Origin of the sequence: Psychrobacter halodurans, assembly GCF_017498075.1 — a bacterium.
GTDB classification, from domain to species: domain Bacteria; phylum Pseudomonadota; class Gammaproteobacteria; order Pseudomonadales; family Moraxellaceae; genus Psychrobacter; species Psychrobacter celer.
Window position 1 is genome coordinate 98,937 of the sequence record NZ_JAGBKN010000006.1, and the last position, 25,722, is coordinate 124,658.

The 25,722-nt window shown below is 48.2% G+C and carries 14 protein-coding genes; 5 read left to right on the forward strand and 9 right to left on the reverse strand.

The genetic code is table 11. The features are described from left to right. Positions 1-76: 76 nt before the first annotated feature. Both J3491_RS04505 and J3491_RS04510 read right to left on the reverse strand, forming a co-directional pair. Positions 77-709 carry a fasciclin domain-containing protein gene (locus J3491_RS04505; RefSeq protein WP_207969331.1) on the reverse strand — a complete coding sequence of 211 codons (633 nt, stop codon included), beginning with the start codon at positions 707-709 and terminating at the stop codon, positions 77-79. A gap of 219 nt (positions 710-928) precedes the next feature. Continuing rightward, complete coding sequence (locus J3491_RS04510; protein WP_100749062.1) at positions 929-1,483, reverse strand: fasciclin domain-containing protein; 555 nt, start codon at positions 1,481-1,483, stop codon at positions 929-931. A 763-nt stretch (positions 1,484-2,246) separates the two neighbouring features. On the opposite strand from J3491_RS04510, the gene metH reads away from it, so the two are divergent. Beyond that, a complete protein-coding gene (gene metH, locus J3491_RS04515) occupies positions 2,247-6,059 on the forward strand; it encodes a methionine synthase (protein ID WP_207969332.1) in 3,813 nt (1,270 codons plus the stop codon). 420 nt (positions 6,060-6,479) lie between these two features. Then, positions 6,480-8,024 (forward strand): hypothetical protein, encoded by a 1,545-nt coding sequence (locus tag J3491_RS04520; protein ID WP_207969333.1) that lies wholly within the window; start codon positions 6,480-6,482, stop codon positions 8,022-8,024. A gap of 71 nt (positions 8,025-8,095) precedes the next feature. Here the strand turns inward: J3491_RS04520 and J3491_RS04525 are convergent, their stop codons facing one another. The 6 genes from J3491_RS04525 to J3491_RS04550 form a co-directional block, all read right to left on the reverse strand. Further along, a complete protein-coding gene (locus J3491_RS04525) occupies positions 8,096-8,242 on the reverse strand; it encodes a DUF2256 domain-containing protein (RefSeq protein WP_207969334.1) in 147 nt (48 codons plus the stop codon). 15 nt (positions 8,243-8,257) lie between these two features. Continuing rightward, positions 8,258-14,431, reverse strand: coding sequence for a DNA repair ATPase (locus J3491_RS04530; RefSeq protein ID WP_207969335.1), 6,174 nt, complete (start codon positions 14,429-14,431; stop codon positions 8,258-8,260). Between the two features lie 219 nt (positions 14,432-14,650). After that, a complete protein-coding gene (locus J3491_RS04535; protein ID WP_100749056.1) occupies positions 14,651-16,672 on the reverse strand; it encodes a flotillin family protein in 2,022 nt (673 codons plus the stop codon). 267 nt (positions 16,673-16,939) lie between these two features. Beyond that, entirely contained in the window at positions 16,940-17,596 is a 657-nt protein-coding gene (locus J3491_RS04540; RefSeq protein ID WP_100749055.1) for a DUF1449 domain-containing protein, read from the reverse strand. Positions 17,597-17,703: 107 nt separating this feature from the next. After that, entirely contained in the window at positions 17,704-18,714 is a 1,011-nt protein-coding gene (locus J3491_RS04545) for a Xaa-Pro aminopeptidase (protein ID WP_241900631.1), read from the reverse strand. Between the two features lie 158 nt (positions 18,715-18,872). Further along, positions 18,873-19,361, reverse strand: a complete 489-nt coding sequence (locus tag J3491_RS04550) for an META domain-containing protein (RefSeq protein WP_075102569.1) — start codon at positions 19,359-19,361, stop codon at positions 18,873-18,875. A 516-nt stretch (positions 19,362-19,877) separates the two neighbouring features. On the opposite strand from J3491_RS04550, the gene map reads away from it, so the two are divergent. Together map and glnD are read left to right on the forward strand one after the other, a co-directional pair. Continuing rightward, entirely contained in the window at positions 19,878-20,669 is a 792-nt protein-coding gene (gene map / locus J3491_RS04555; protein WP_424108346.1) for a type I methionyl aminopeptidase, read from the forward strand. Between the two features lie 96 nt (positions 20,670-20,765). Further along, the gene (gene glnD / locus J3491_RS04560) at positions 20,766-23,522 is read left to right on the forward strand and encodes a [protein-PII] uridylyltransferase (RefSeq protein WP_100749052.1); all 2,757 of its coding nucleotides are present in this window, start codon (positions 20,766-20,768) and stop codon (positions 23,520-23,522) included. 100 nt (positions 23,523-23,622) lie between these two features. Here glnD and J3491_RS04565 read toward each other — a convergent pair whose 3' ends face one another. After that, positions 23,623-24,291, reverse strand: coding sequence for a hypothetical protein (locus J3491_RS04565; RefSeq protein WP_207969336.1), 669 nt, complete (start codon positions 24,289-24,291; stop codon positions 23,623-23,625). A gap of 190 nt (positions 24,292-24,481) precedes the next feature. Between J3491_RS04565 and dapC the strand changes: the two genes are divergently transcribed. Continuing rightward, a complete protein-coding gene (gene dapC / locus J3491_RS04570) occupies positions 24,482-25,702 on the forward strand; it encodes a succinyldiaminopimelate transaminase (protein ID WP_100749050.1) in 1,221 nt (406 codons plus the stop codon). Positions 25,703-25,722: the final 20 nt, after the last annotated feature.

Genomic DNA, 25,722 nt, shown 5'->3' on the forward strand with positions numbered 1-25,722 from the left:
ACGCTCTAGGCTAAAAGAGCTGACAGCTACTTAAAAAGCCGCCGTTAATACACTTAAAAATGACATAACGCTGTGATTATTTGGGCAATAAAACGGTATCAATCACATGTACGACCCCATTAGTCGCCATCATATCCGTGCCGACGATATTGGCCGTATTGCCATTTTCATCAGTGATAACATTGGCATCACTGATAGAAATCGTCGCACCATTGGCGGTTTCAATGTCTGTACCATACGGGATATCAGCGGCTTTTACGACCGTTGGAACCACATGGTATGGCAGTACACTTTTGAGTGTTTCTTGATCCGCCAGTAGCTCTTCTTTTGTGATGCCTAGCTTGGTCAGCAACGCTCCAAACGCCTCATCTGTCGGTGCAAATACGGTGTACTTATCCTCAGCCATTAGCATGGAGTCGAGCCCAGCCGCTTGCAGCGCTGCGGTCAAGACTGTTAAGTTTTCATTGCTGGCAGCCATTTCTCCGATGGTTTGCGTCGCGGCAGTCTCACCCATAGTGTCCGTCTCGGCCATCGGCTCAGTATCAGCCATTGGCTCTGTCATCTCTACAGGCTCACTCATGGTTTCTGTTGTTTCTGTGGTGGTGTCAGGCTCGACCACCGGCTCGGTCACAGTTTCAGTATCATTACAAGCAGCCAGTGATACTGCGGCGGTAACGACAGCGATAGATAATAGATTCCTTTTTAACATGATGCTTCCTTTATTTAACGGATAGAATTTTGGTTGTTTGATTAATAGCAGCTTTATAAATAGCAGTTTTATTAAAAGCAGTCTCAATAAAAGCTGGATAAATATAAGCTGAATAATAGGATTGAGCGGGACGCGAGAGTCCAGACCATCACTGCGCTGATAGCGTTTGTCGCGTATAAGCACAGCGCACATGGTCGTGACGGCTATCAATGTTTATGGTTATTTGGGCATCAACACACGATCCACCACATGTATCACCCCATTGCTCGCCGCAATATCGGTTTTGATGATATTGGTGGTACGACCCATTTCATCCATCAGCTGCCCTTTTGGCGTCACCATCAGCGTATCTTTACTCACGGTCGTGACATTGCCTGGTTTGACATCTTTGGCGTACATGGCCATATTGCCATTGATTACGTGATAGCCTAAGATTTTGGTCAATAATGGCTTGTTGGCAAATAGCTGCTCTTTTGTCATGCCAGTTTCTTTTAATGCTTGCATAAAGGCGGCGTTGGTTGGCGCAAATACCGTATAGTGAGCATTGGGATTAGATAAAGCACCGGCCAAATCTGCTGCTACGACCGCTTCTACCAATAACGAAAAATCAGAATTGCTTTGTGCGATTTGCACGACGTTCATCTTTGTCATAGATTGGCTGTGCATCGGCGCTTTCATTTGCGCGCTTTTGGTCGGCATCATGTTATTACAGGCACTAAGACCAGCGATTGAAACGGCCAATGTACCTATCGTAGCGATTTTAGAGAATTTCATATAAACATCCTTGATTATGAATTTTGTCAGATTGGTGATTTACTCATAAGGCCTGCTAATCTATAAGCCACTACCCTTTATTTATATTACCAAATTCAGATATTCATATAGCAATGAATAAAAATGACAGTGTGCTGCACAATCCCTATTGGATAACACAACACGCTACTTTGTTTATCCACTCTTTACGATATCTACTGATATGACAACTGGATATCTGCTGATATGACAACTGATTGACAAGCCGCATTTCGATAAACCACATTATCAAAATACTTGTTAGTATTACTTATAAAATGCAAATCCTTATGTATACAAATTAACATATGGCAATCATTCATCTATCCATATTTACGCTATTTTTTGTGCGATGGATGTAAGTTTTGTCAGTTTTTTGGGCAGGTTTTTAAGTTTCCATGGTCAAAATCAAAGCTTTATGTAATCTTTAAGCGAAATGATATTCATTTGTGCCTGTTTACTAAATGGCCTAAACTGCTATCAGCTCAAACATTACCGCTCAGCTGATAAGTGTTATGAGGGCGTGATTTTTGTGCAGTGTTTGATCACTCATGCTTAAACGCTTTATTATCATATGACACAAAGGAATATCGGCCTGCCCGTGTGCGATAGATTTTTCATGCTAAAATAATGCGAATTTGCCCATTCTATTTTGTGGTAATAACCGGTAGTTATATACGCGTTATGTACTGACACCTTTTTGCCCTCTCCTTTTTTAAATATTGACGAAATAAGCAGCGCTCCTATGACTCAACAGCCGACGACTCAACAGCCAACTTCTCAGGCTTCTTCGCAAACCGATAACTCAGCACCGTCAGCGGACGGCTTTGTACTAACGCCACCTGCCGTCTTTCCTTATAAAAAGCAGCAGCTCAGCGCTCGCGTGCGTATCACTGAGCAAATGAAGTCACGTATCTTAGTGCTTGATGGGGCGATGGGAACACAGATTCAGACATATAAGCTCGAGGAAGCCGACTATCGCGGTGAGCGCTTCGCTGATATCGAGCAAGACGTGCGCGGCAATAATGATCTGCTGGTGCTCACACAACCGCAGATGATACGCGACATTCATCACGATCATCTCGCAGCAGGCGCTGATATCATCGAGACCAATAGTTTTAACGGTACGCGGCTATCGATGTCTGACTACGATATGGAATATCTGGTGCCAGAACTAAACCTTACCGCAGCGCAGATAGCCCGTAAGGCAGCTGACGAGTTTACCGCAAAAACCCCTGAGAAGCCGCGCTTTGTCGCTGGGGTCATTGGCCCCACCTCACGCACCTGTTCGATCTCTCCCGATGTCAACGACCCTGCCTTTCGCAATATCACCTTTGATGAGCTGGTGCTCAACTACCGCGAGGCAACGCTGGCACTGATCGAAGGCGGCGTCGATATCCTGTTGATTGAGACCATCTTCGACACCCTAAACGCTAAAGCGGCAATATTTGCCATCACCGGCGTATTTGATGATATCGGCTTTGAACTGCCGATTATGATATCAGGTACCATCACCGATGCCTCAGGACGGACGCTATCGGGTCAGACGGCGGAAGCGTTTTATAACTCTATCCGTCACGCCAAGCCTTTATCAGTTGGCTTTAACTGCGCGCTCGGTGCCGATGCGCTGCGTCCGCATATTCAGACACTCTCAAACATCGCTGACACTTATGTCTCCGCGCATCCTAATGCCGGCTTGCCAAACGAGTTTGGGGAGTACGATGAGACCGCCGAGCAAACCGCTGCCCTACTTGAAGGCTTTGCCAAAGCAGGCATCCTAAATATCGTGGGCGGCTGCTGTGGTACTACTCCTGAGCATATCCGCCACATTGCGGATATGGTGGCGAACTATCCGCCGCGCGTGATACCAGAGATTGCCCCTGCTTGTCGTCTGTCTGGGCTTGAGCCATTTAACATCACCGCCGACAGTCTGTTTGTCAACGTTGGTGAGCGTACCAACGTCACAGGCTCGAAGAAGTTTTTGCGACTAATCAAAACCGAAGCCTATACCGAAGCCCTCGATGTGGCACGCGATCAAGTCGAAGGCGGCGCGCAAATCGTCGATATCAACATGGACGAGGGCATGCTTGACTCCAAACAAGCGATGATTCATTTTGTCAATTTGGTCTCAGGTGAGCCAGATATCAGCCGTGTACCGCTGATGATGGACTCCTCTAAGTGGGACATCATCGAAGAAGGGCTTAAACGTATTCAAGGCAAATCGGTCGTCAATTCCATCTCCTTAAAAGAAGGCTATGATGAGTTTGTCAAGCATGCCAAGCTCTGTATGCGCTACGGGGCTGCGGTCATCGTTATGGCCTTTGATGAAGACGGGCAAGCGGACACCTATGAGCGCAAAATCGAGATCTGCCAGCGCAGCTATGACGTGTTGGTCAATGAAGTTGGCTTCCCATCTGAAGACATCATCTTTGACCCCAATATCTTTGCGGTCGCAACTGGTATCACCGAGCACAACAATTACGGCGCTGACTTTATTAACGCCACTAAATGGATCACCGAAAATCTGCCTAATGCCATGGTTTCAGGCGGCGTGTCCAACGTCTCGTTTAGCTTCCGTGGTAACCCGATTCGTGAAGCGATTAACTCGGTATTTCTCTATCATGCGATCAAAAACGGTCTGACCATGGGTATCGTCAACCCATCAATGCTTGAGGTCTATGACGACATCCCTGTCGAGGCGCGCGAGGCTATTGAGGATGTCATGCTCAATCGCAATCAAGGCGAGAGTGGACAAGATGCCACCGAACGTCTGATGACCATCGCTGAGAGCTATCAAGATGGCGGTAAGAAAAAGGACAGTACCGTCGATATGAGCTGGCGTGAAGGTACGGTAGAAGAGCGCATTGCCCATGCACTGGTCAAAGGCATCACCACCTTTATCGAAGCCGATACCAAAGAAGCATGGGAGAAATACCCCAAACCACTCGACGTCATCGAAGGGCCTTTGATGGATGGCATGAACATCGTCGGTGACTTATTTGGCTCGGGTAAAATGTTTTTGCCGCAAGTAGTCAAGTCGGCGCGCGTTATGAAACAATCGGTCGCTTGGCTCAACCCTTATATCGAAGCAGAAAAAGTCGAGGGCGAAGTCAAAGGTAAGATCTTGATGGCAACGGTCAAGGGCGACGTCCATGATATCGGCAAAAACATCGTCGGCGTGGTACTCGGCTGTAACGGCTATGATATCGTCGATCTGGGCGTGATGGTGCCATGCGAAAAAATCCTCGATACCGCGATTAGCGAGAAAGTCGATATCATCGGTCTATCAGGATTGATTACCCCAAGTCTTGATGAAATGGTCTACGTCGCCAAGCAAATGCAAGAACGCGGTATGACCCTGCCACTGATGATCGGCGGTGCCACCACCTCTAAAGCGCATACCGCGGTAAAAGTCGAACCGCAGTATCAAAACGATGCGGTCATCTACGTCTCGGATGCCTCACGCTCAGTCGGCGTGGTGACCAAGCTGCTGTCGAAAGAGCACCGTCAAGGCCTCATCGATGAGACCCGCGAAGAGTATGTCAAGGTACGCGAGCGTCTGGCCAAGCGCCAGCCTAAAGCGGCCAAGATATCGTACGCTGACGCCATCATGCGTGGCTTTGACTATGACTGGGATAACTATGTGCCACCTATGCCAAATACACTCGGCCAAGTGATACTTGACGACTATCCGATCGCAACCCTGCTGCCTTATATCGACTGGACGCCGTTCTTTATCTCGTGGGGGCTGGCGGGCAAATATCCTAAAATCTTACAAGATGAGGTCGTTGGAGAAGCGGCGCGTGATTTGTTTAATAATGCGCAAAATCTGCTACAAAAAATGATCGATGAAAAGTTGGTTGTCGCTAAAGGGGTATTTAAAATCATGCCCGCGCGGCGCACAGGTAGCGATACCCTCACCGTTTATGATAAAGCGCCTACCAATGGCGGGCAGCCAACGCATACCTTTGAGCATCTGCGTCAACAAAGCGACAAAGCCAGCGGTAAGCCAAACTTTAGCTTGGCCGACTTTATCTCGCCATCGGACACGCATACTGATTATCTAGGCGGCTTTACCGTCTCCATCGTCGGCACAGAAGATCTCGCTGAAAAGTACAAAGCCACTGGCGATGATTATAATGCCATCATGGTACAAGCATTATCCGACCGCCTGGCCGAAGCCTTTGCCGAGCATTTGCATGAGCGCATTCGTAAAGACTACTGGGGCTATCAGGCTAGTGAGGAACTCACCAACGATGAGCTGATCAAAGAAAAATACGTCGGTATCCGCCCTGCGCCGGGCTACCCTGCCTGTCCTGAGCATACGGAAAAAGGCAAATTGTTTGATTGGCTTGGTACGACCAGCGCTATCGGTACAACGCTAACTGAGAGCTATGCAATGTGGCCGGCGTCTTCGGTCAGCGGTTTTTATTACTCGCATCCAAACAGTGAATACTTTAATGTCGGTAAAATCGGCCGTGACCAGTTAGAGGATTATGCGGCGCGGAAGGATTGGGATATCAAGACGGCTGAGAAGTGGTTGAATCCGAATTTGTAAATTATTAATGGTTTGGCGAAATATTTTTAGCCCGCGGCGTACTAACTAAGAATTAGTACGCCGTTTTTTTATTATTGTTATTGTCGTAACTTTCGCCGCATCTCATCTAACACCGTCTAACAATGGCGCTATCACTTTTTGTTTTCTAGGCATCATCCAAAAGGCTCTCTTTTGGTATACGACAACGTTTGTATTTTCTGCTCTTCAGTTACTTAAACCATCTTCTTAATATGTAAAATTGTTTATATTTTTATTCGTATATCCGAATTTTTTTGATATATTTATAATTATATATAAATAGCATGTTTAAACTATATACCATTCTGCCATCTTCAAGACGTTTTTTAATAAAAGGAGGAACAAGGACGTTCGTGTAAGCCTAGCTCGATTTTACATTTTTTATTCAAGGAGAGAAAGAAAATGAAAACATTTAAATTGACACTACTGGCCATTACCACCGCGCTGTTTTTACAAGGATGTGGGGATGATAATGATTCAAACTTTTATGAGCCACCAGTAGAGCCAGATGTCAACGCTGAAATTCTTGGCATTTGGACGGGTAGTGATAGCGACGATGAGCTTTTGACATTAGTCTTCTTAGACGACGGTACATACATTCATTTAGAAGTAAACGATAGACCGCAACTTGCTAGAATGCAATCTTTAAGGCAGGCTATATCTAATCCTGAGGGTGGTATGGAATGGGGTGAATACACTATCGATGCGGCGACTGGAGAGCTAACCACGACGCCTATTTTCGATAATAATGGTAGCGCTGGACTCTCAGATTCTGTCATCCGCTATGCTCGCGTGTCAGAGGGTAATCTCACAATTGAAGTGGATGAAAACAATGACGGCATCATAACTAGCGATGAAACCTTCAGTTTCTCAGAAACCGAATCTGAAGGTCTCTTAGGCGCTTGGGGTAGTGATGATATCGACGAAGGCTTGTTAGGGTTGGCTTTTTTTGAAGACGGTACTTACGTTCACGTCCAAGTCGATGGAACAGGGTCTACGACCAATCCTGAGAACGGTATGGAATGGGGCACTTATACTATTGATGAGGCAACAGGATCTCTTACTACCACTCAACGATTTGATAATAATGATAGCTCAGGATTATCGGATCCGCTCGATCGATATGCTCGACTCGTTGACGGTAACCTAATCATTGAAGTTGATAATAACAAAAATGGTGTTATTGATAATAATGAGCAGTTTGGGTTTTCAAAACGTACCGCAGACAACAACATCTTAGACAAAATAGCTCCAAAAGACCTAGTAGGACTTTGGGAAAACAAAAGTACTGATAATGAGCTATTAACTTTGGCGTTTTTAGAAGATGGTAGCTATATTCATCTAGAAGTCGATGAAAATATACCGTTTGATACTCCAAACAATGAGATATCAGGTATGGAATGGGGTAATTACACTTTAAATAATAGGACTGGAGAGTTAACCGTTAGTCAGAGGTTTGACAATAATGATGACACTGGACTCTCAGACCCTCTTGATCGTTATGTTAGTGTCTCTGGTAATACCCTCACGCTGCAAGTGGATGAGAATAATAATGGCGTTATAGACAGTGATGAGTCTTTTACCTTTACAAAAGCTAAGTCTGAAAACCTCTTAGGTCTTTGGAGGAACGACACCACTGGCAATGAGCTCTTAGCGCTTGCCTTCTTTGACGATGGTACCTATGTTCATTTAGAAGTCGATGAAGAGGCACCTTTTGACAATACCGTAAATGAACCCTCTGGTATGGAATGGGGTAATTACACCTTAAATAGTACGACTAAGGCATTAACTGTCAGTCAAATGTTCGATAATAATGGTAGTACTGGACTCTCAGACCCTCTGACTCGATACGCACGGGTATCTGGAGATGTACTTACCCTTGAGTTCGATGATAATAGAAACGGGGTGATAGACAGCAATGAATCATTAGATTTTGATCGTCAATAATTAATAATAAAAAATGAACTTATCAGAATCAAACTCAGCTTATCGATTCATAGGCTGAGTTTTTATTTGGACTACTCGCTTTTTGTCTTACTCCGCCGACAGCGCTCCGAACAATACACCACATTGTCCCAATCCTTCTCCCTTTTCTTGCGCCATGTAAAAAGACGCTGGCAGACGGGGCATATTTTCTCAGGTAGATTTACCTTTTTATGTGCCATGATGAGCCTTACCGATTACTCATAATCATCAAATATTTTGTTCAGCCTATTTAGGCTATTGACGATCAGCTTGCCTGATTGATCGGTGCTGCTGTCAATCGCCAGCTTCTCATCCATACGCATCGTTAGCGGTGCAAGCGCATCTTTTAGAGCGTGTGCTATCAGCGCGGCCTGCTCTGTGACATCGGTGGTCGATGCTTGATCGTCAGCACGGCTCGATAGACTGTGAGCCATCTGCTGTGCCAGTTGCTCGACCGCGCCCACCAGTTGTACCATAAGCTGTTTTTGCATCTCTTGGTTTTGTTTGAGGTACTCGCCTTCGGCTTTATGGTCGTGCTTGTAGAGCTGTGTTAGCTGGTTCATGCTTTTCTCAAAGCCATTATCGATACTATCGCTGACGACTTTAGCATTGTTAATAAAGCTATCGGCAAGGATTTTTTGTGACTCAAGCTGAGCCTCTCGTTTTATTTGCTCAACTGACTCGTTTAAACGCGCCAGCTGCTCAGGATCATTTTTTGTTACATAGCTCTCAAGCTGACTGCTAATGGCATGAAAGCCGCTCGCCAAGTCGACCAACTGCGCGACGATACGTGCGCCGATATCGCCATCCTCGCCGCCCATGGCTTTGTTGCGCAAAAAGTCGGCTTTGATTTGCGCCCAGCGCTCTTTTTCTGCGTCGGTTAATGTGCCGCGCATCTCGCCAAGCTTGAGCAAGTTACTCTCCGCGCCTTGGGTGAGTAGCTGCGACTCGCCCAGATAGTGATCGTCTATCAGCTGGTTTAGCTCATTCTCATTCATGACCGCTGACAGCTTTTCGGTCATTTTATTCATATTGCGGTAACTGCCTTGCAGCTTAAATATCGGCTCGGTGCGGTATTTATCATCTTGCGAGGCAGAGGCGATGTAGGCCTGATTGACATCAAGAATGACTGCTTGTACGGCAAACATATGACGCAAGACAGCAACAATTTCATTAACTTCTGAGGTGCTATACGGATAGCTCAGCTCGCTAGCTTGGGCTTGCGCGAGGTTTGCATTGTCAGCCTTTGCTATTTTTATGAGTCGATGCACATCGCTTAAATCACGATTGGCAAGGGGCGCGAGTACCTTGTTTGAGGTCAAGGCGTTTTCGATATAACTGAGCGCAAACACCTCCTCCATACCGCTCATGATATCGCCAAGATTATAGATATCGGCACGGTTGGCGAGCATATCAGGGACTTTAAAGGCTTCGCCGCTTTCGGTATAGGGGTTACCCGCCATGACCACACAGAACTTTTTGCCGCGCATGTCATAGGTTTTGGTCTTGCCTTGCCAAACGCCATCGATGCGCCGCGTGCCATCGCCCAGTGAGATGAATTTTTGTAAAAACTCGGCGTGCGTATGCTGGATGTCATCCAGATAGAGCATGACGTTGCTACCCATTTCAAAGGCAAGGTTGATCTTGTTTAGCTCCTCGCGTGCGGTGGCGTTAGGCGCTTTTTCGGGGTCGAGGGAGGTGACATCATGACCGAGCGAGGGACAGTTTATCTTCATAAAAATAAGCCCTAAGCGGCTCGCCACATATTCCATCAAGGTGGTTTTGCCGTACCCTGGCGGTGATATCATCATAAGGATACCCATCAGATCGGTACGCTTGTCCTCACCGACGGTACCCATTTGCTTGGCAAGATTGTCACCAATCAATGGCAGATAGCTCTCATTAATCAGGCGGTTACGCACAAAGGATGATAGCGGACGCGGCATAAACTCATTTAGCCGCAGCTCGTCTTTTGCCTCATGCAATATCTCAGTACGCATCGCCAGATAGCGCCTATAAGCCGGAATGACTTGGCTGTCGTGATGATGCAAACGGCTTAAAAAATCATCGACCGCAAAGGTGAGGGTCTGCTGATGAATACGCTGATGCTCGCCCAATAAGCTGCCCACCTGTATCTCAAGCGCCACCTTACTTGTACTACGTGCAAAGCTTTGTACTTGATTTAGCGGGTGTTTGCCATTGGATAAAGACGAGGATGATGCTATAAAGGACAAGGTCGATGCCGAGGCGTGCTCCGACGCCCTTGCATCAACGCTGACGCCCGACGTACTCAAGCGCTGCAATAAAGATGCGCGCATGGGGTCATCTAACTGGGTGAGCATAATAGCAATCGCTTCAGGTACATAATGGCGACCGATCTCCACCTGCTGCTGACGCCGCGCTTCCTCTTCTGCTCGCTTAGTGCGCACATCTTCGCTAGGCGCATCACCATCATCAGCACTGCTACTATCTGTAGTCTGATCTGTAGCTATGCTATCTAGCAAAGCATAAAACCAAGTGGCTAGTAGCTCATAGGCAGATTTGGGCTGCAAGGTCAGCTTGCCAATAGAGGCCTGCAGCTGCGTCATGCTTTGAGTAGCTTGCCCACCGCTTGGGTTAGCATCCAATGCTTGGCGCAGCTGATCACACAGCGCTTGCGCTTGCTGGCTGGTTTGCCATGATAATGATAGCTTGTGATCGACAGTATCACTATCTAGACCACTGGCGAGCATCCCACTTGCATCAGTGCCAGCCTGCCCCATGACACTGACCAAGTATTCGCAGGCTTGCTGTATGTACTGGTGTTGAAAGATAGTGGCATCATTGCTATTGCTAGTATGATGACTATTACTGCCTGTATGGCTGCCATCATAAGCCGTAACAAACTCGCGCATGAGCATGGTCATATCAGCAATTAATAGCGCCTGCGCCCGATCGCTGCCAAGGCTACGCCGCAGCTGCTCGGCAGTTACTGCTCTATCGAGCCAGCTGCCGACTTGTATCAGCACGTTTTCATTTAGCCAAGTGTCATAGCCAAAGGGGCGCAAAGCCTCTAGGCCAAGCGCTTGTACCAGGGACAGTTGCCAATAAAACAGCTGCGCCAGCGCGCGCACTTGCGGTGTATAAATAAGTAAACCGGCATCGCGTAGCGTGGGCAGGATTTGGAGCAATAGCAATGTGGCGTCATGATCATGAATGCCTTTGTCAAACCCAAGCTGATAACGCGGCGTGGCATACGCTTTGACCAATGTGGCCAGTGGACTGCTGGTAGTAATCTCGCCGCTGCTATCTATCGTATGAGCCGTATTGGCCATACTGACCGTGTCGTCATAAGCCTGATACAGACGCGCCTGAGTCAGGCCGTCTTGATTGTTTTTCGCGCTCTCGATGATGCGATAGGCCAAGTATTCAGCGCGGTACACCGTATCAGACTCAGAGGCGATACTCATGTCCCAATACGGGCGCAGCGCATTTAATTCTACATTATCGAGCACTTCATAATAGTCGGTACCCGTCAGATGCAAATTGAGCACGCGCGTACCATCGGACTGCTGACGACTGAGCAGCGTTAAGTCCAGCGGCTGAGTGTTGACCGAAAAGCGATGACGGCCAAGCTTGATGATCTGCCCACCGTCTTCAAACAGATCCGACTTGTCTTTGAGGCTCTTATAGCTTTCAACCTGAATGGCTTTGAGGCGTGCGTCGATATCGTCTGCTTTGACGCTAAACCCCATCTGTTGTAAGTCTTTGGCGATGCTCCGTACTTTTTGTACCAGACCATCAGAGGCAAAGTAAGTATTGAGCGCTTCTTCCTCGGCAAACCCAGTGACACCAGTGCTTTGGGTGCGTTTTTTGATACTCTCAAGCATCCGCAGTGCGCCATCGCCTAGGTTTTGCGCCCGGCGATTACGGGCATCGAGCAGCTGCTGTTTATGATTTTCAAAAGTATCAAAAATCTCTTCGCGCTTGGTGATGATATCTGCCAAAAACTGATCGCCGCCCCCCGTCTCAGGATCAGCAAACTGACTCTCAAGCTCCTCTAGCTGCACCAGTAGCTTGGCCATTTGCTCGTCTGATTTCTCCGGCGTATTGGCAATCGACAAGGCATTGGCAATCGACTGACCAAACAGCTTAAACTGCGCCCCAAATTGCGCAATCACTTCGGCAGAACCTAAGCTTTTACGTTTATGATTGAGCTTGGCTTTGTTTTGATTGAGGCGCGAGTAAATGGACGATATGTCATCGATGATTTGCGTACGGACGGTGGCATCAGCGACATCGAGGGTGCCCAGCAGCTCGGTCAACAAGTCCAGCCCTGCAGCGGTATCGTCGATTTGCTCAAGCACCGGTTTGAGCTCGCTATTGGTTTCGGCGGTGTCTAGACGTTCGCTGACATCTGCTAAGATATCCTCATAACTGGATAATGCCTCCTCACCGCTTAAAAACGTCACGGTTTTTTCGGCCAGCTCGCTCTCTGCTTCCTCCAATTGCTTTTGCAATGCTTGTAACTTATCACTATCTAAATAACGCAAGTCCTCTAAGCCGACCAGCCGACCTTTTTGCCGCCTGAGCGCCGATAACTGCGCCACATAGTCACTGGCTGACTCAAAGTTTGTGATTTTTATTTGCCGCAGGATATCATTTTGCTGAGCGTCGGCATCCGCTAGTGCTGCTTGGGTTTGTTTTTGGATGCTTTGGACTTTGGCAAACTCATCAATGACCAGCTCAGCGGTGGCGGTGACGTCTTTGATACTGCCTGCAATATCGTCCAGCTCTGGCTCGGACAACCAATAATAGCTATCAAAGAGACGGCTGGTATTGTCGGCGAGCTCTTCATAAAGCTTTTGCGAGACGCTTTGATTGTCAATGAGGCGAGTGATGCTATAAAGATCTGAGATACCGCGTACCAGCTCTTTGTTCCCGATTTTGCCATAAAAGCTCGTGCTTTCAGGCAACTCGCTGACATACTCATGCGACGCATACGGCGTATGCCATATCTGCATTGGATGAATGCGTGACGGCTCATTTTGCGCACTAAACAGCACCAAACGGCCGTTTTCAGCCAGCGCCATGCCGTTACAATAAATGGGGTTTGCCAGCTGTTTTTTGATAAGGTTGTAAGGAAATAGCCCCGTGACGCCAAGTGCTCGGTCATAAAACAAAAACAATACATCTTCGCCATTGGGCGAGATGATCTTACGTTTAAACTTTAGGTTTTTTCCCGTGCCGCTACCCGTACTGGTGTTGGCATCGCCATTATGAGCATCAAACAGTTTATACTCGCCTGTCTGCAGATAGTAGCCTCCAGGGAAGATGATGCCGTGATCCTCAGGCAGCTGCACACACGACTGCCCGATGGCATCCAGCCGCAGCACAGCCTCGGTCAAGGTGTTATAAACAAAGTAGCGATAGCTGTCCTCGCGATACGGTAATATCTTGAGCAAAATCAAGCTGCCCACCTTGGCATAATCGATCTGAGCATCGGTAAGCGACTGGGTACGGTCATCGACCGGCTCGCTATAGATGCCCTGCCCTGACTCGGTATTGTTTTCGATTTTGATGGTCAAGTCACCGCCGACCGTTTCCACAAATATGGTGTCTAGGATATTCATGTGCGGATATTTGCCATTGATCATCTGCTCACGCGTGGTCTCTATCCACTCAAAATCATAAGCAGGTGGTAGCTCAATATCGCGCTCACCGCGATTGTCGACATAAGCCACTTGCGCAGCCTCTGGTGTGCCTTCGCTAAAATCAAGCGCAAAGCGAAACACCCGAATATCGCTGATACGCTCACCGATCTGAAACGCCAGCAAAAGCTTGCTGTCTTTGACCGTCAGCTGCATAAGGCGCGTTTGCTTGTAATAGCGGTATAGCTCGTTGAAGTCTTGCACAAAAGCTTGCTGATCTAAAAAAGTCCCTGCCAACTCGACTTCTTCTAACTGATACGCCTCTTCTTGATTGGCTTGGCTTTTCTGCGCGCCCTCCTCAGCCGTATCGCCACCATCAGTTGCCTTGCTCAGACGATATAGCGATAGCACATCCTTGATACTACTAGCGCGCTTAAGCCCCATAAAGACGTTGTAACCAAACAGCAAATAATCACCGACCTGTACCATATCTTGCGCCACGCAGTTATATTCGGTACGAATACGCGTGCGGGCAATCACTTGCATCTGCGTGCTGCCAAACTCCTGTAGGCGTGCATTATTCAAGGTCGCGGTTTGCTGCTCTAAGCGGCTACCTTGCTCGGTAAGGCGTTTTTTTATAAGCTCATAGGCGTTACCTGAAGCGACGGCCTGATCGGCTTGACTGCTGGGCTGGGCTTGATTGGCTTGGCTATCGTTGTCGGTGCTATCTAGATTGGTTGAGTTTTGCGTATCCGCCATCGTGAGTCGTCCACTTCTGTTTTTATATAATAAAAGAATTTTGGGCAATAAGAAAAGATGAGATAAACTTAAGAAAATCTTGACTGGTCTAAAAAAACGAAAAGTAACGTTAAGCGACAAAGGCGTGGATAAGCTTTTTTAGACCAGCCAGCTCAGTACTGTCATGAGCTGACCAAAAAACCTGCCGCCACAGCAGCAGATTTTTGACTATCAAACATACTAATCATTATATTGAGTCGGCGCGTTATCTGACTTATTGGCTTTATTCATTGCCTGATTGGCCAGCACACCATTGAGGATACCGCTTAGGGTATCTGACTTACCAGCAAGGCCATCGATGGCTTTGCCGATAGAGAGTGATTTGGCAAAGTTGTCAAAGAAGTGAGCTTCGCCGCCGACGATATCGATTTTGGCTTTTTGTAGCGCCACAGCCAATACGTCAGCATTTTCTTTGGCAATCTCTTTACCAGCATCGATAGACGCCATGGCTTCTTGCAAGGCAGTCTCAAGCCCCATACGGAACTCCTCGTGCTCACGAGCCTCTTTACTCATGCTGCCCATGGCGTTGAACTTCTCGACCAGACCATCGGCCTCAGCTTGGAAGTGCGCACGCGTGACTTCGGCTTTGGCCAGACCGACGTCGCGTTCAGCCTTGGCATCCGACTCACCGCGAGCGGCAACGACTTGCGCATTGGCCATACCGACATCGCGCTCGGCTTTGGCGTTTGACTCACCGCGAGCGGCGATTACCTCGGCATCAGCCAGACCTTTTTCGCGCTCAGATTGCGCTTCGGCCTGCCCTGTTGCTTTGATGATATTGGCTTTGGCGATGCCTTCTTTTTCTAGCGACATGGCCTTGGCTTCTTGGATGGCCGCTTCGGCAAAACCATGCGCCGACTCTTCGGCCTTGATTCCTTCAGCCAGCTTAACTTTGGCCTCAGCATCTTTGGCCGCCGCCTCTAAATTGGCATTGGCAAGGGTGGTAATCTCCACCGCCTTATGCTTCGCTGACAGCTCTTCAGCTTCGGCTTTTTTGACTTGACGCACTTTGAGCTCTTCTGCATCTGCCTCAGCGGCAAGGACGCGCGTTTGCTTGTCACGCTCCGCCTCACTGACTTCGCGGACTTCTTTGATGCGCTCTTCTTCTTGCGCCACGGTCTTATCGACTGCGATACGCTCACGGATGACGTTGGCGATTTCTTTTTTCTCAAGCTCGATGGCACGCTCAGCTTCGATACGCTGCAAGTCAACTTCACGCTCACGCGAGACGATCTCTAGATCCTGCGCTCGCGTCACTTTTTCTTGCTCGATGATGACGGCGCGCATACGGTTTTGCTCTGCAACCTCGATTTCGCGCTGCTGGTTTTCGCGCTGAATGGCCAGATCCTGCTCGACGATGATGATAGCGGTTTCTGACTTTTTGCGCTCTTCTTCTTCGATCTTGCGCGTCTCGGCCGTTTCACGAGCGATGACTGACGCAATTTCGCGTTTTTGTTTGGCCTCGGCATCTGCTTGCTGACGCTCCAGCTCCAGCATCGCCTCGACGGTTTCGACGTTTTTCTTCTTCACCGCCAGCTCTTCGTCACGCTCAAGCTCATTGGTGATGACGTTTTGCATCGCGGTCAGCTGGGTGATTTTTTTGATGCCTTCAGAGTCCAAGATATTACTGGCATCCAGCGACACTTTTGGCGTTTGCTCCAGATAGTCAATCGCCACGTCTTCTAACACATAGCCATTGAGATCATTACCGATTTCTTGCACGATGCTGTCACGAAACTCGCTACGGTTTTCGAAGAGTTTGACAAAGTCGATTTGTTTGCCGACCGTCTTTAGTGCTTCAGAAAACTTGGCATTAAACAGCTCATTGACCGCCACTTTATCAGAGGCGCGCTCCACCCCGACCGACTTGGCGACTTTGAGCACATCTTCTTCGGTTTCGTTGACCCGTAAATAAAACGCCACCGTGATGTCGGCACGCATATTATCAGCGCAGATTAGCCCCTCTTTGCCGCGGCGATCGACCTCTAAGGTGATAAGCGAGATACGCATCAGCTCTTTTTTGTTAATGATCGGCCAGACAAAGCCACCATCAAAACGCACCGCGATTTTGTTCACGCCGTTGATAATCAGTGCTTTGCCCTGCTCTACCTTAAAATAAAAGGCCTTGAGCATCAAAAGGGCTGCCATAATAAAAACAAACGCCAGCACCACAACCACGCCGACGATGATAAGTATGTCCATATTTATTCCTCTAATAAAACGCAAGTGTAAAACTATATAATGTAAAGCTATATATCGTCTCTTTCATAAAATTTGACTGCGGTATCGCAACAGCGGCGGGTATTTATTGGTGGGTATTGATTGACGGATAGTTAGCAGTTGGTCTCACTGCCACACTTTTTAGTCTAATGAACACAAATTTTAATAAACACAAATTTTAATAAACACAAAGCCTAATCAAGACAAAGCCCAGTGCTTATCGCCTGTCATCGATACAATATATCGCCGTTACTCGTCTTTGGCCGCCGTCACATAGTAGGCATTGGCGTCTGCGATATACTCAGCCAATATGACTTTATCGCCTTGTTTCAATAGATTGTCAGCGCTCTGTGAGCGAACCTTGAGAATCAGTCCTGCACCGCCATCAGCTAGCTCAGCCTCGCCATGCTTGTCGGTCACGCTCAGCGTCCGCACGATGGCAACTTTACCGACGTTGCTTGCGGCGCTGCGTTTGGGAATGTTGGCGATGTTCTTGCGGATGGGCGAGATGATAAGACCAGTTAGCCACATCGATACCACCAAGACAAACACCAACGCCCCGGTACCAAACACATAATAAAGCGCACCTGAATGAAAGTATTGATGCAAAAAGCTGGTATACAGATAGCTAAGCAGCCAGCCGATAAGGCTAATAAGGGTTAAGATAATAATAAGCGGCACGCCATAAAGACCAAACTTGAGCATAAGACCTGTAAAAAAGCCCGTCGATGACAGATCGGAGATATCTGCCTCACCGCCAGCGTCGCCAAGCTCGACCGTATCCATGTCGGCCATGCCAAGTAGCGATACCAGCCAATACAAGGTGACAAACATCACCAAACCCGTAAAGATCACTGTCGGATAAAGACTTATCTTAGTGATAAATACCGCAAAAGACTCCTGCATCAAACGCACACTCCTTATCCTACAACCAAACCGGCTATTGCAACCGACTTATGTTTCGTTATTACCGATTATACCTATTTATCAGGTTCAACATACAACTTTTGTCGTCAACGCCCCCAAACTGGCGAGCGTATCACCCCGCCATCTTGGCTGCTGATGGTATAGCTTGGATGGTCAGACAGCGAGTGAATCACCACATGACTGCGCTGCGAGCCGTCTACATCTGGCGCATACGCTGGATAAACGGCGTACGTACCCGAAGGCGACAGACGCGCTGGCTCATCAAGCCCCGTATCTGCCAAATTGAGCACGTGCCCAGTCGCCAGCGTCATCACCGCAGCCTTGCGACCATTGAGATACGCCAGATGCCGTCCATCCATACTCAGCTGCGGACTGGCAGCATAGCCAGCGGTGGTGATAAGCACGGCCGTCTGGGTGGCAAAGTAATAACGATACAGACGAGGACTGCCTGCACGTACTTTGTCACTGACATAGACAAAGCTCTGAGCATCAGGCGCATAGCTTGGCTGCACTTCGGTACTGGGTAACGTCGTCAGCTGGCGGGTGTCGCCATCACTGAGGCGCTTTTTATAAATATCTGCATTGCCAGCGACCGTTGAGCTATATAGCAGATGATGGCCATCTGGTGAAAACGAGGCAGACAGATTACTCCCTTGCGCATTGACCACTAGGTCATGCGTATCGCGGTTACGGTCATAGATATAGATATTTGGGTGCTGGTTTGGCGCTTGTTTGCTATAGGCGAGCTGTTGACCATCAGCTGACCACGCTGGGGCGTAGATATAGCCATTGATTTGATCGATCAGTTGCCGATCGCGACCATCAGGCGCGATGCTGCATAAACGGGAGATTTTAGCCGCGCCAACGCCTTGCTCTTCCACATAAGCGATACGCCCCTGCCGATCGATGGTAGGCATGGACATGATGAAGGGATGAGTGGCAGTGGTGGTAGCTGATGGACTGAGTGCGGTAGTTGAGAGCGTCTGACAGCCAGTAACCAACATACCTAAACTTGCCAGACTGAGGGCTAGTAATTGCTTTTTTGTCGCGATACTCATGGGCGGCATGACTCTGATGATGGGCAAAGGTGAGGACATACCCTAGTGTAGCCTAAATGCACGCGCCATTTGGATAAAAAAACGCCCCACTAAGTAGTGAGGTATCGATGATATTATGTAATAAATACTAGGGCCTATCGACAGTTATGTGTAGGACAGACCCTAGACCAGCAGTATATTATTTCACAACTGCTATCTTATTTCGCAACCGCTTTAAAGTACGCCACTTGCTTGTCGTTTTTGATGGTCAACACAGGTACGTTATTAGCGTTTTTGTTGATGCTGTATTTGCCATTGACCGTTGCAAGCGTTGCAGTATCAAAGCTCGCTTGTGGCTCAGGGCATGCCATCATCGTGCTCAGTACGTTGTCTAGCTGGACATTGCCATTGACGACACTGTATTCTGCGCCCATGTTGTTGCAGGTATTGACAAAGGTCACGCGATCGTTGCCATTGGCTTTAGCAAATCTTAAGATCAAAGGTTTTGCTGGGTCAAAAAACAACTGTGTGACCTTGTCGCCGTTGGTGCGTTTGGCATCGACGAGCTGCCAGTTATACGCCTGTAGAGCTTCTGCAGTGACGGGCTGAGTCACTGGGGCGGTGACGTTTGGGGTGGTTTGACAACCTGCCGCTAGCGTGCCTGCTGCAAGAGTCGCCGCCATCATGATGTTGGTGATATTTTTCATACAATCTCCTATAAAAATAAAATAAACCTGTTCGGTTTTGTTTGTAGACATGCTTGTTTTTTGGTTATTATTCTTATTTACGTCGCTATTATGCATGACTTATGCCTTACTGTCATTATAGATTGAGTGGCGTCTTTCGCTCAGTTTTGTTCCACTATATAGGCATTTTGCTAACGGCTCTTGTCAGTCCGATGATTACCTGCTAGCGCGCTATTGGCTTGAGAGTCAATCCTTGTCCTCAGTAATGTATCTGTTTTATTTAGAATCGACTATATTGACCTTTACGCAATGTATGGCTGATGCACCATGCCGCCTTTGTGCGCTAAGTGGTTCTTTATAAATCAAGTATGAAATATAAAGCGAGCATGAAGTATAAACCAAGTATGAAACGTCATGGATGATTTGCTGGCAGCAAACTTATCAGACACTCTCCCAAAAACGCGCCTACTGCATTTATGATATAATTTGTCTACCACAAATTTACCCCTTTATTTCATAACTATAAGTAACACAATGATGACTAAAAAATCCCTTATCCAGTCCCCAGAGGCCATAGAAAAAATGCGTGTGGCCGGCAAACTTGCCAGCGACGTCCTTGTCATGCTCGACGAACATGTCAAGGTCGGCGTCAGTACCGAAGCCCTCAACCAAATCGCTCATGACTATATCGTCAATGTGCAACAGGCCATCCCTGCTCCGCTGAACTACAATGGCTTTCCTAAGTCTATTTGTACATCCGTCAACCACGTGGTGTGTCATGGTATCCCTAGCGAAAATAAACTGCTAAAAGATGGCGATATCATCAACATCGATGTGACTGTGATTAAAGACGGCTACTACGGCGACACCTCAAAGATGTGGATCGTCGGTAACGGCTCTATCATGGCGCAGCGTATCTGCAAAGTCGCACAAGACGCGCTATATGCTGGCATGAGTGTCGTCAAAAACGGCGCGCGTCTCGGCGATATCGGTGCGGCGATTCAAGAAGTGGTCGAGCCTGAGCGTTTTAGTATTGTCCGTGAGTTTTGTGGTCATGGCATCAGTGATGAATTCCATCACGAGCCACAAGTGATGCACTACGGCAAAAAAGGCACAGGCTTTGAGCTAAAGACGGGTATGACCTTTACCATTGAGCCGATGATCAACCAAGGCACATGGCAGACCAAGATTTTGCCTGATGAATGGACGGCGATTACCAAAGACCGTAAGCTGTCGGCTCAGTGGGAGCATACGATGGTCGTGACCGACAATGGCTGTGAAGTGTTTACCACGCGCCCTGAAGAAGACCTGAGCTTTTTGACCCAGTAAGACAAGAAAAGATCGCCTAGGCGGTCTTTTTTTTGGACTATAATTGCGATACTTTTGGTATCAACAATTTTTTTACCCTGTTAATTGGATATCCTCATGTTTACTTGCGATGTCACCTCTATCGATTTGACACCCTTACCCCTATTTTCCAAGCAGTCAGTGACTACCGATGCGATGACAGCACGCGCCAGCGCCGATAGCACCTCAGAGCCTGCTTTGTTGGGTATTCCTGAATGGCTGAGCCAAATCAATGAGGATATCAGCCGTGCCCTTGAGCGCGGTGTCAATATTCGTCAGCTGGTTGGCGCGCGTAGCGAAGCGATTGATGAGCTACTGATTGCTTTGTTTTATTGGTTTGAGCTGGATAAGACGGATTTGGCCCTGTTTGCGACAGGTGGTTATGGACGCGGTGAGCTGTCGCTGTACTCAGATGTCGACATACTGCTGTTGTCGTTTGAGGAAGTCGACACCGATGCCAGTGGCAAGATCGACAATCTGGTGGCGCTACTGTGGGATGTCGGCCTTGAGCCTGCGTTGTCGGTACGCAGTGTCAATGATGGCCTAGAAGCTGCTGCCGATCATACTATCGCCAGTGCGATGTTAGAGGCGCGGCTACTGGTCGGCAACGACGCTTTACAAGACGTTCCTACCCAAATCGTCAATAAATGCTGGTCGCCGCGTGATTTTTTTGAGGTAAAAACCCAAGAAGCAATGGCGCGCCATCTCCAGCACAATGCCACCGAATATAATCTGGAGCCCAATATCAAGACCGCGCCTGGCGGGCTACGGGATATCCATATCATCGGCTGGGTGACCAAACGGTATTTTCGCGTGGGCAAGCTCTATGACTTGGTACAACAAAACTTTTTGACCGAAAAGGAGTTTGACGAGTTAAGCTTCGCTGAGGGCTATCTGTGGCAAATCCGTCATTATCTGCATGTGCTCACAGGCCGCAATGAAAACAAGCTGTTGTTTGACTATCAGCGCGAGGTCGCACAGATGATGGGGTATGAGATGCAGCCTGATGATCAGCCCAATGCTGCCGTCGAGCGTTTTATGCGCGACTATTATCGCTGCGCCATGCAAATATCGACACTCTCTGAGATGTTGACCAACCACTATTATGAAACCATTATCGAGCCGCAACTGCCCGATGACGAACGGCCAAAAAAGCACCTCATCAACGCCCGCTTTAACCAAGTCGGTGACCAAATCGCGATGGCGCATCATCGGGTGTTTGCTCAGCATCCTGAGTCGATTTTAGAGATGTTTTTACTCATGGGTCAGTACGGTATTAAAAATGTCCGTACCCACACGCTGCGCGCACTAAAAATCGCCGCGCGCGGCATTGATCAGATTTATCGCGACAACCCTACCCATCAAGCGCTGTTTTTGGCCAACTTAAAAGAACAAAACTATTTGTTCCATCGTCTGCGCACCATGAACCGCTATGGCGTCTTGGGGAATTACATTCCAGCCTTTGCCCAAGTCACCGGACTGATGCAGTATGATCTATTTCACCGCTATACGGTCGATGCTCATACGTTGTTTTTGATTCGTATTTTGCACCGCTTTACCGATCCGCGGTTTTTTGAGGACTTTCCTTTGGTCAGTGCGATTTTTCAGCGGATTGAGCGCAAAGAGATATTGGTACTGGCAGCGATGTTTCATGATATTGCCAAAGGTCGCGGCGGCAATCACAGCCTGCTGGGTGAGACAGAAGCAATTGAGTTTTGTTTGGCGCACGGTATGAGCAAAGCCGACGCGCATCTGGTCGGCTGGCTGACCCGTCACCATTTACTGATGTCGATGACCGCCCAAAAAAAGGACATCTCAGACCCAGAGGTGGTCACAGTGTTTGCGGATTTGGTCGGCAATGTCACCCACCTCAATCACTTATACGTCCTGACTGTCGCCGACATGAACGCCACCAATCCGCAGCTCTGGAACAGCTGGCGGGCGACCCTGATGAAACAGCTCTACTCGCAGACACGCCGTATCCTACGCGCCGATATCGACGCGCCGACCAACCGCCAAGATATGATCAGCGCCACGCGTAAGCAAGCGCTAAAGATGCTCGACAATGTCGACAATCAGCATATGAACCGCGAGGAAGTGTTACGTCTGTGGGACGATCTGGGCGATGAGTACTTTTTGCGCGAGATACCAGAGGATATCCTTTGGCACACCGAAGCCATCCTAAACCATCCACCCATCGGTCTGGCATCCAATGCCGATAGCCCGCCACTGGTGGTATTGCGCGAGCATCGCGAGCTGGCGCTTGATGCCGTTCAAGTCTTTGTCTACACCCAAGATCAGATGAATCTGTTTGCTGTGACCATGGCCGTCTTTGATCAGATGAACCTAGATGTGCTCGATGCGCGCATCATCACCGCCACTCGCGACTTTGCCTTGGATTCCTATGTGCTGCTCGATCCAAGTGGTACGCTACTGGTCGATGAAGACAGCCAGCAAGAGCTCAAGCAGCGACTGATTGACGCCTTTAAAGCCCCTGCCTTACCAAAGCTGGTGCATAAACGCATTCCTAGGCAGCTGCGTCATTTTGAGGTAAAAACAGAGATTAGTTTTGAGTTTAATGACGCCTCAGATCAGCATATCATGAGCCTAGAGACTTTAGATCAGCCGGGGCTGCTGGCGCGCGTTGGACAGGTGTTTTTGCAAGAAAAAATAGAAGTGCACGCCGCCCGTATTACCACGTTAGGCGAGCGCGCAGAAGACATGTTTTATATCAGTGATCAAAACGATGAGCCGCTGTCCACTGATAGACTAAGCGCCTTAAAAGCTGCGCTACTTGCCAGCCTGACAGCTCCAAAAGACACGAGTAGAGGATAAAGTGGCCAGCCTAAAACCTATCGTAAACCCCGCTACTGTTCCGTAAAAACAAGCCCCATCATTGATGATACATTGATGGGGCTTATCGCTATAGAGTCACTTATAAGGTACTTTTATATACCATCTCACGAGCATGCTCTTTTAGCTCATCATCGGCCAGCTCTAGTGGCAAAATCTCCGCCTCCACTTGCGTCTGCGTCAATATCAAGCGCCCCGCATCGACCTCCTTTTGTAGCAAGCATTGTAAGCTGGCTAAATGAAAGCGCCCATCTAACGCCTCATACAGCTGCTCTAACGAAATAGGCGACTTGGCATGCACATCAGGGTACAAACAGTCTTCTGCCAGTATCGCCATCTCGTTGAGCGCCTGCTCGCGGAGCAGCTCGTCATTATCGATTTTTTGTTGCAGCTTGTTGGCGAGTCTCCCCTTACTCATCAAGATGACGACAAATATCGCCGTCTGAATGACAAACAACCCCGCATACTGCCAGAGCGGTAGCGAGAGGTCTAAAAATCGGCTCAGCAGCATCAGCGTCATAGCCACCAGCACATAGCTGACCAACTGCCACATCAGCCACATCATCAGGCTGTTTTCGCCATACCAAAACACTTGCCGCTCTTTTAGGTTAATCAAATTCTGACGCGTCTGCCACCAGCACTGCTCTCGCTCTTGTAGCAGCTCGTATAATTTGACACGCGTTACACTATTATCAACGTCATTATTGATATCTTTAGCGTGAAGTTGGTCATTATTTAGGACACTAGACATATCAAATTACCCTTACTATCAGCCAACATATCGCGCCGACCGCTGTTTTTTATTATGAATAAGTTATCAATAAATGCGTCTTTATAGACAAGAGAAGCAAAAGACAAAAAATATGAGAAGTGCTACACTGCCCAAATGTAATTTTTTTTTATAACTTTATTATTAATTGTCTATTATAGTTACCCTACCTATGAATCACAACATAACACACCTACATCCGTATCCTTTTGCCAAGATGGCTGCTTTGTTGGCTGATAGCACGCCAGACCCTCATTACAGTGCGATAAAACTAGGCATCGGTGAGCCAAAACATCAGCCACCTAGCTTCGTCTTGGACGCATTACACGAAAACTTGGACAAAATAAGCCTTTATCCGAGCACCAATGGTCTGTTTGAGCTTCGTCAGACCATCGCGCATTGGTTGGAGGGGCGGTTCTTTTTGCATCATGTCGATCCTCGCACCCAAGTGCTGCCTGTAATGGGCACGCGTGAAGCGATTTTTAGCATCGTACAAGCGGTCATCGATCATCAGTGTGATGACGCACAACCAGCAACTGGCGCACAACCGACTGTCGTCATGCCCAATCCGTTTTATCAGATCTATGAGGGTGCGGCGATATTGGCGCAGGCGACGCCGTATTTTGTGCCTTGTACTGCAGATAATGATTTTAAGGGTAACTATCGGGCGGTGCCAACAGATGTGTGGGCGCGCACGCAGCTACTTTTTGTCTGTAGCCCCAACAACCCGACAGGCTCGGTGATGACGATGGAGGATTGGGAATATCTGCTGCGTTTGTCAGATCAGTACGGGTTTATCATCGCCAGCGACGAGTGCTATAGCGAGCTGTATTTTGATACAGCACCGATAGGTCTACTACAAGCGTGCGCCGCGCTCGGGCGACATGATTTTAAAAACAGTATCGTCTTTCACTCGTTATCCAAGCGCTCCAACCTACCGGGCTTACGCTCAGGGTTTGTCGCTGGCGACGCTGAGATTTTGCAGGCCTATTTGCAATATCGCACCTATCAAGGCTGTGCGATGCCAATACCGCATCAGCTGGCCTCTATCGCCGCGTGGCAAGACGAAAAACACGTGGCGCACAACCGCGCGCTGTATCAAGAAAAATTTTCGCTATGGATGGCAGAGCTTGGCGATGTGTTATCGCTACGTATGCCTGAGGCTGGCTTTTACTTTTGGGTCAAAGTCCCTGAGCAGTTCGATGGCGATGATGAAGTCTTTGTCAAAGCGCTATATGAGCAGGCCAATATCCACGCCTTAGCAGGGCGCTATCTGTCGCGTGAGGTCGCTGGACACAACCCCGGTCAGGGCTATGTGCGTATCGCGCTGGTGGCCAGTGTAGAAGAAAGCCGCGAAGCCATCCGCCGTATTCGGGCGTTACTTGAGGTGTAAAACCGGCAAGCAGATCCATT

What these genes read in the sequence shown, in the direction of transcription:
- J3491_RS04510 (WP_100749062.1), bottom strand. Translation starts at nt 1,483, where the DNA reads ATGAAATTCTCTAAAATCGCTACGATAGGTACATTGGCCGTTTCAATC.
- dapC (WP_100749050.1), top strand. Translation starts at nt 24,482, where the DNA reads ATGAATCACAACATAACACACCTACATCCGTATCCTTTTGCCAAGATG.
- J3491_RS04535 (WP_100749056.1), bottom strand. Translation starts at nt 16,672, where the DNA reads ATGGACATACTTATCATCGTCGGCGTGGTTGTGGTGCTGGCGTTTGTT.
- J3491_RS04550 (WP_075102569.1), bottom strand. Translation starts at nt 19,361, where the DNA reads ATGAAAAATATCACCAACATCATGATGGCGGCGACTCTTGCAGCAGGC.
- glnD (WP_100749052.1), top strand. Translation starts at nt 20,766, where the DNA reads ATGTTTACTTGCGATGTCACCTCTATCGATTTGACACCCTTACCCCTA.
- J3491_RS04545 (WP_241900631.1), bottom strand. Translation starts at nt 18,714, where the DNA reads ATGTCCTCACCTTTGCCCATCATCAGAGTCATGCCGCCCATGAGTATC.
- map (WP_424108346.1), top strand. Translation starts at nt 19,878, where the DNA reads ATGACTAAAAAATCCCTTATCCAGTCCCCAGAGGCCATAGAAAAAATG.
- J3491_RS04525 (WP_207969334.1), bottom strand. Translation starts at nt 8,242, where the DNA reads ATGGCACATAAAAAGGTAAATCTACCTGAGAAAATATGCCCCGTCTGC.
- metH (WP_207969332.1), top strand. Translation starts at nt 2,247, where the DNA reads ATGACTCAACAGCCGACGACTCAACAGCCAACTTCTCAGGCTTCTTCG.
- J3491_RS04540 (WP_100749055.1), bottom strand. Translation starts at nt 17,596, where the DNA reads ATGCAGGAGTCTTTTGCGGTATTTATCACTAAGATAAGTCTTTATCCG.
- J3491_RS04505 (WP_207969331.1), bottom strand. Translation starts at nt 709, where the DNA reads ATGTTAAAAAGGAATCTATTATCTATCGCTGTCGTTACCGCCGCAGTA.
- J3491_RS04520 (WP_207969333.1), top strand. Translation starts at nt 6,480, where the DNA reads ATGAAAACATTTAAATTGACACTACTGGCCATTACCACCGCGCTGTTT.
- J3491_RS04565 (WP_207969336.1), bottom strand. Translation starts at nt 24,291, where the DNA reads ATGTCTAGTGTCCTAAATAATGACCAACTTCACGCTAAAGATATCAAT.
- J3491_RS04530 (WP_207969335.1), bottom strand. Translation starts at nt 14,431, where the DNA reads ATGGCGGATACGCAAAACTCAACCAATCTAGATAGCACCGACAACGAT.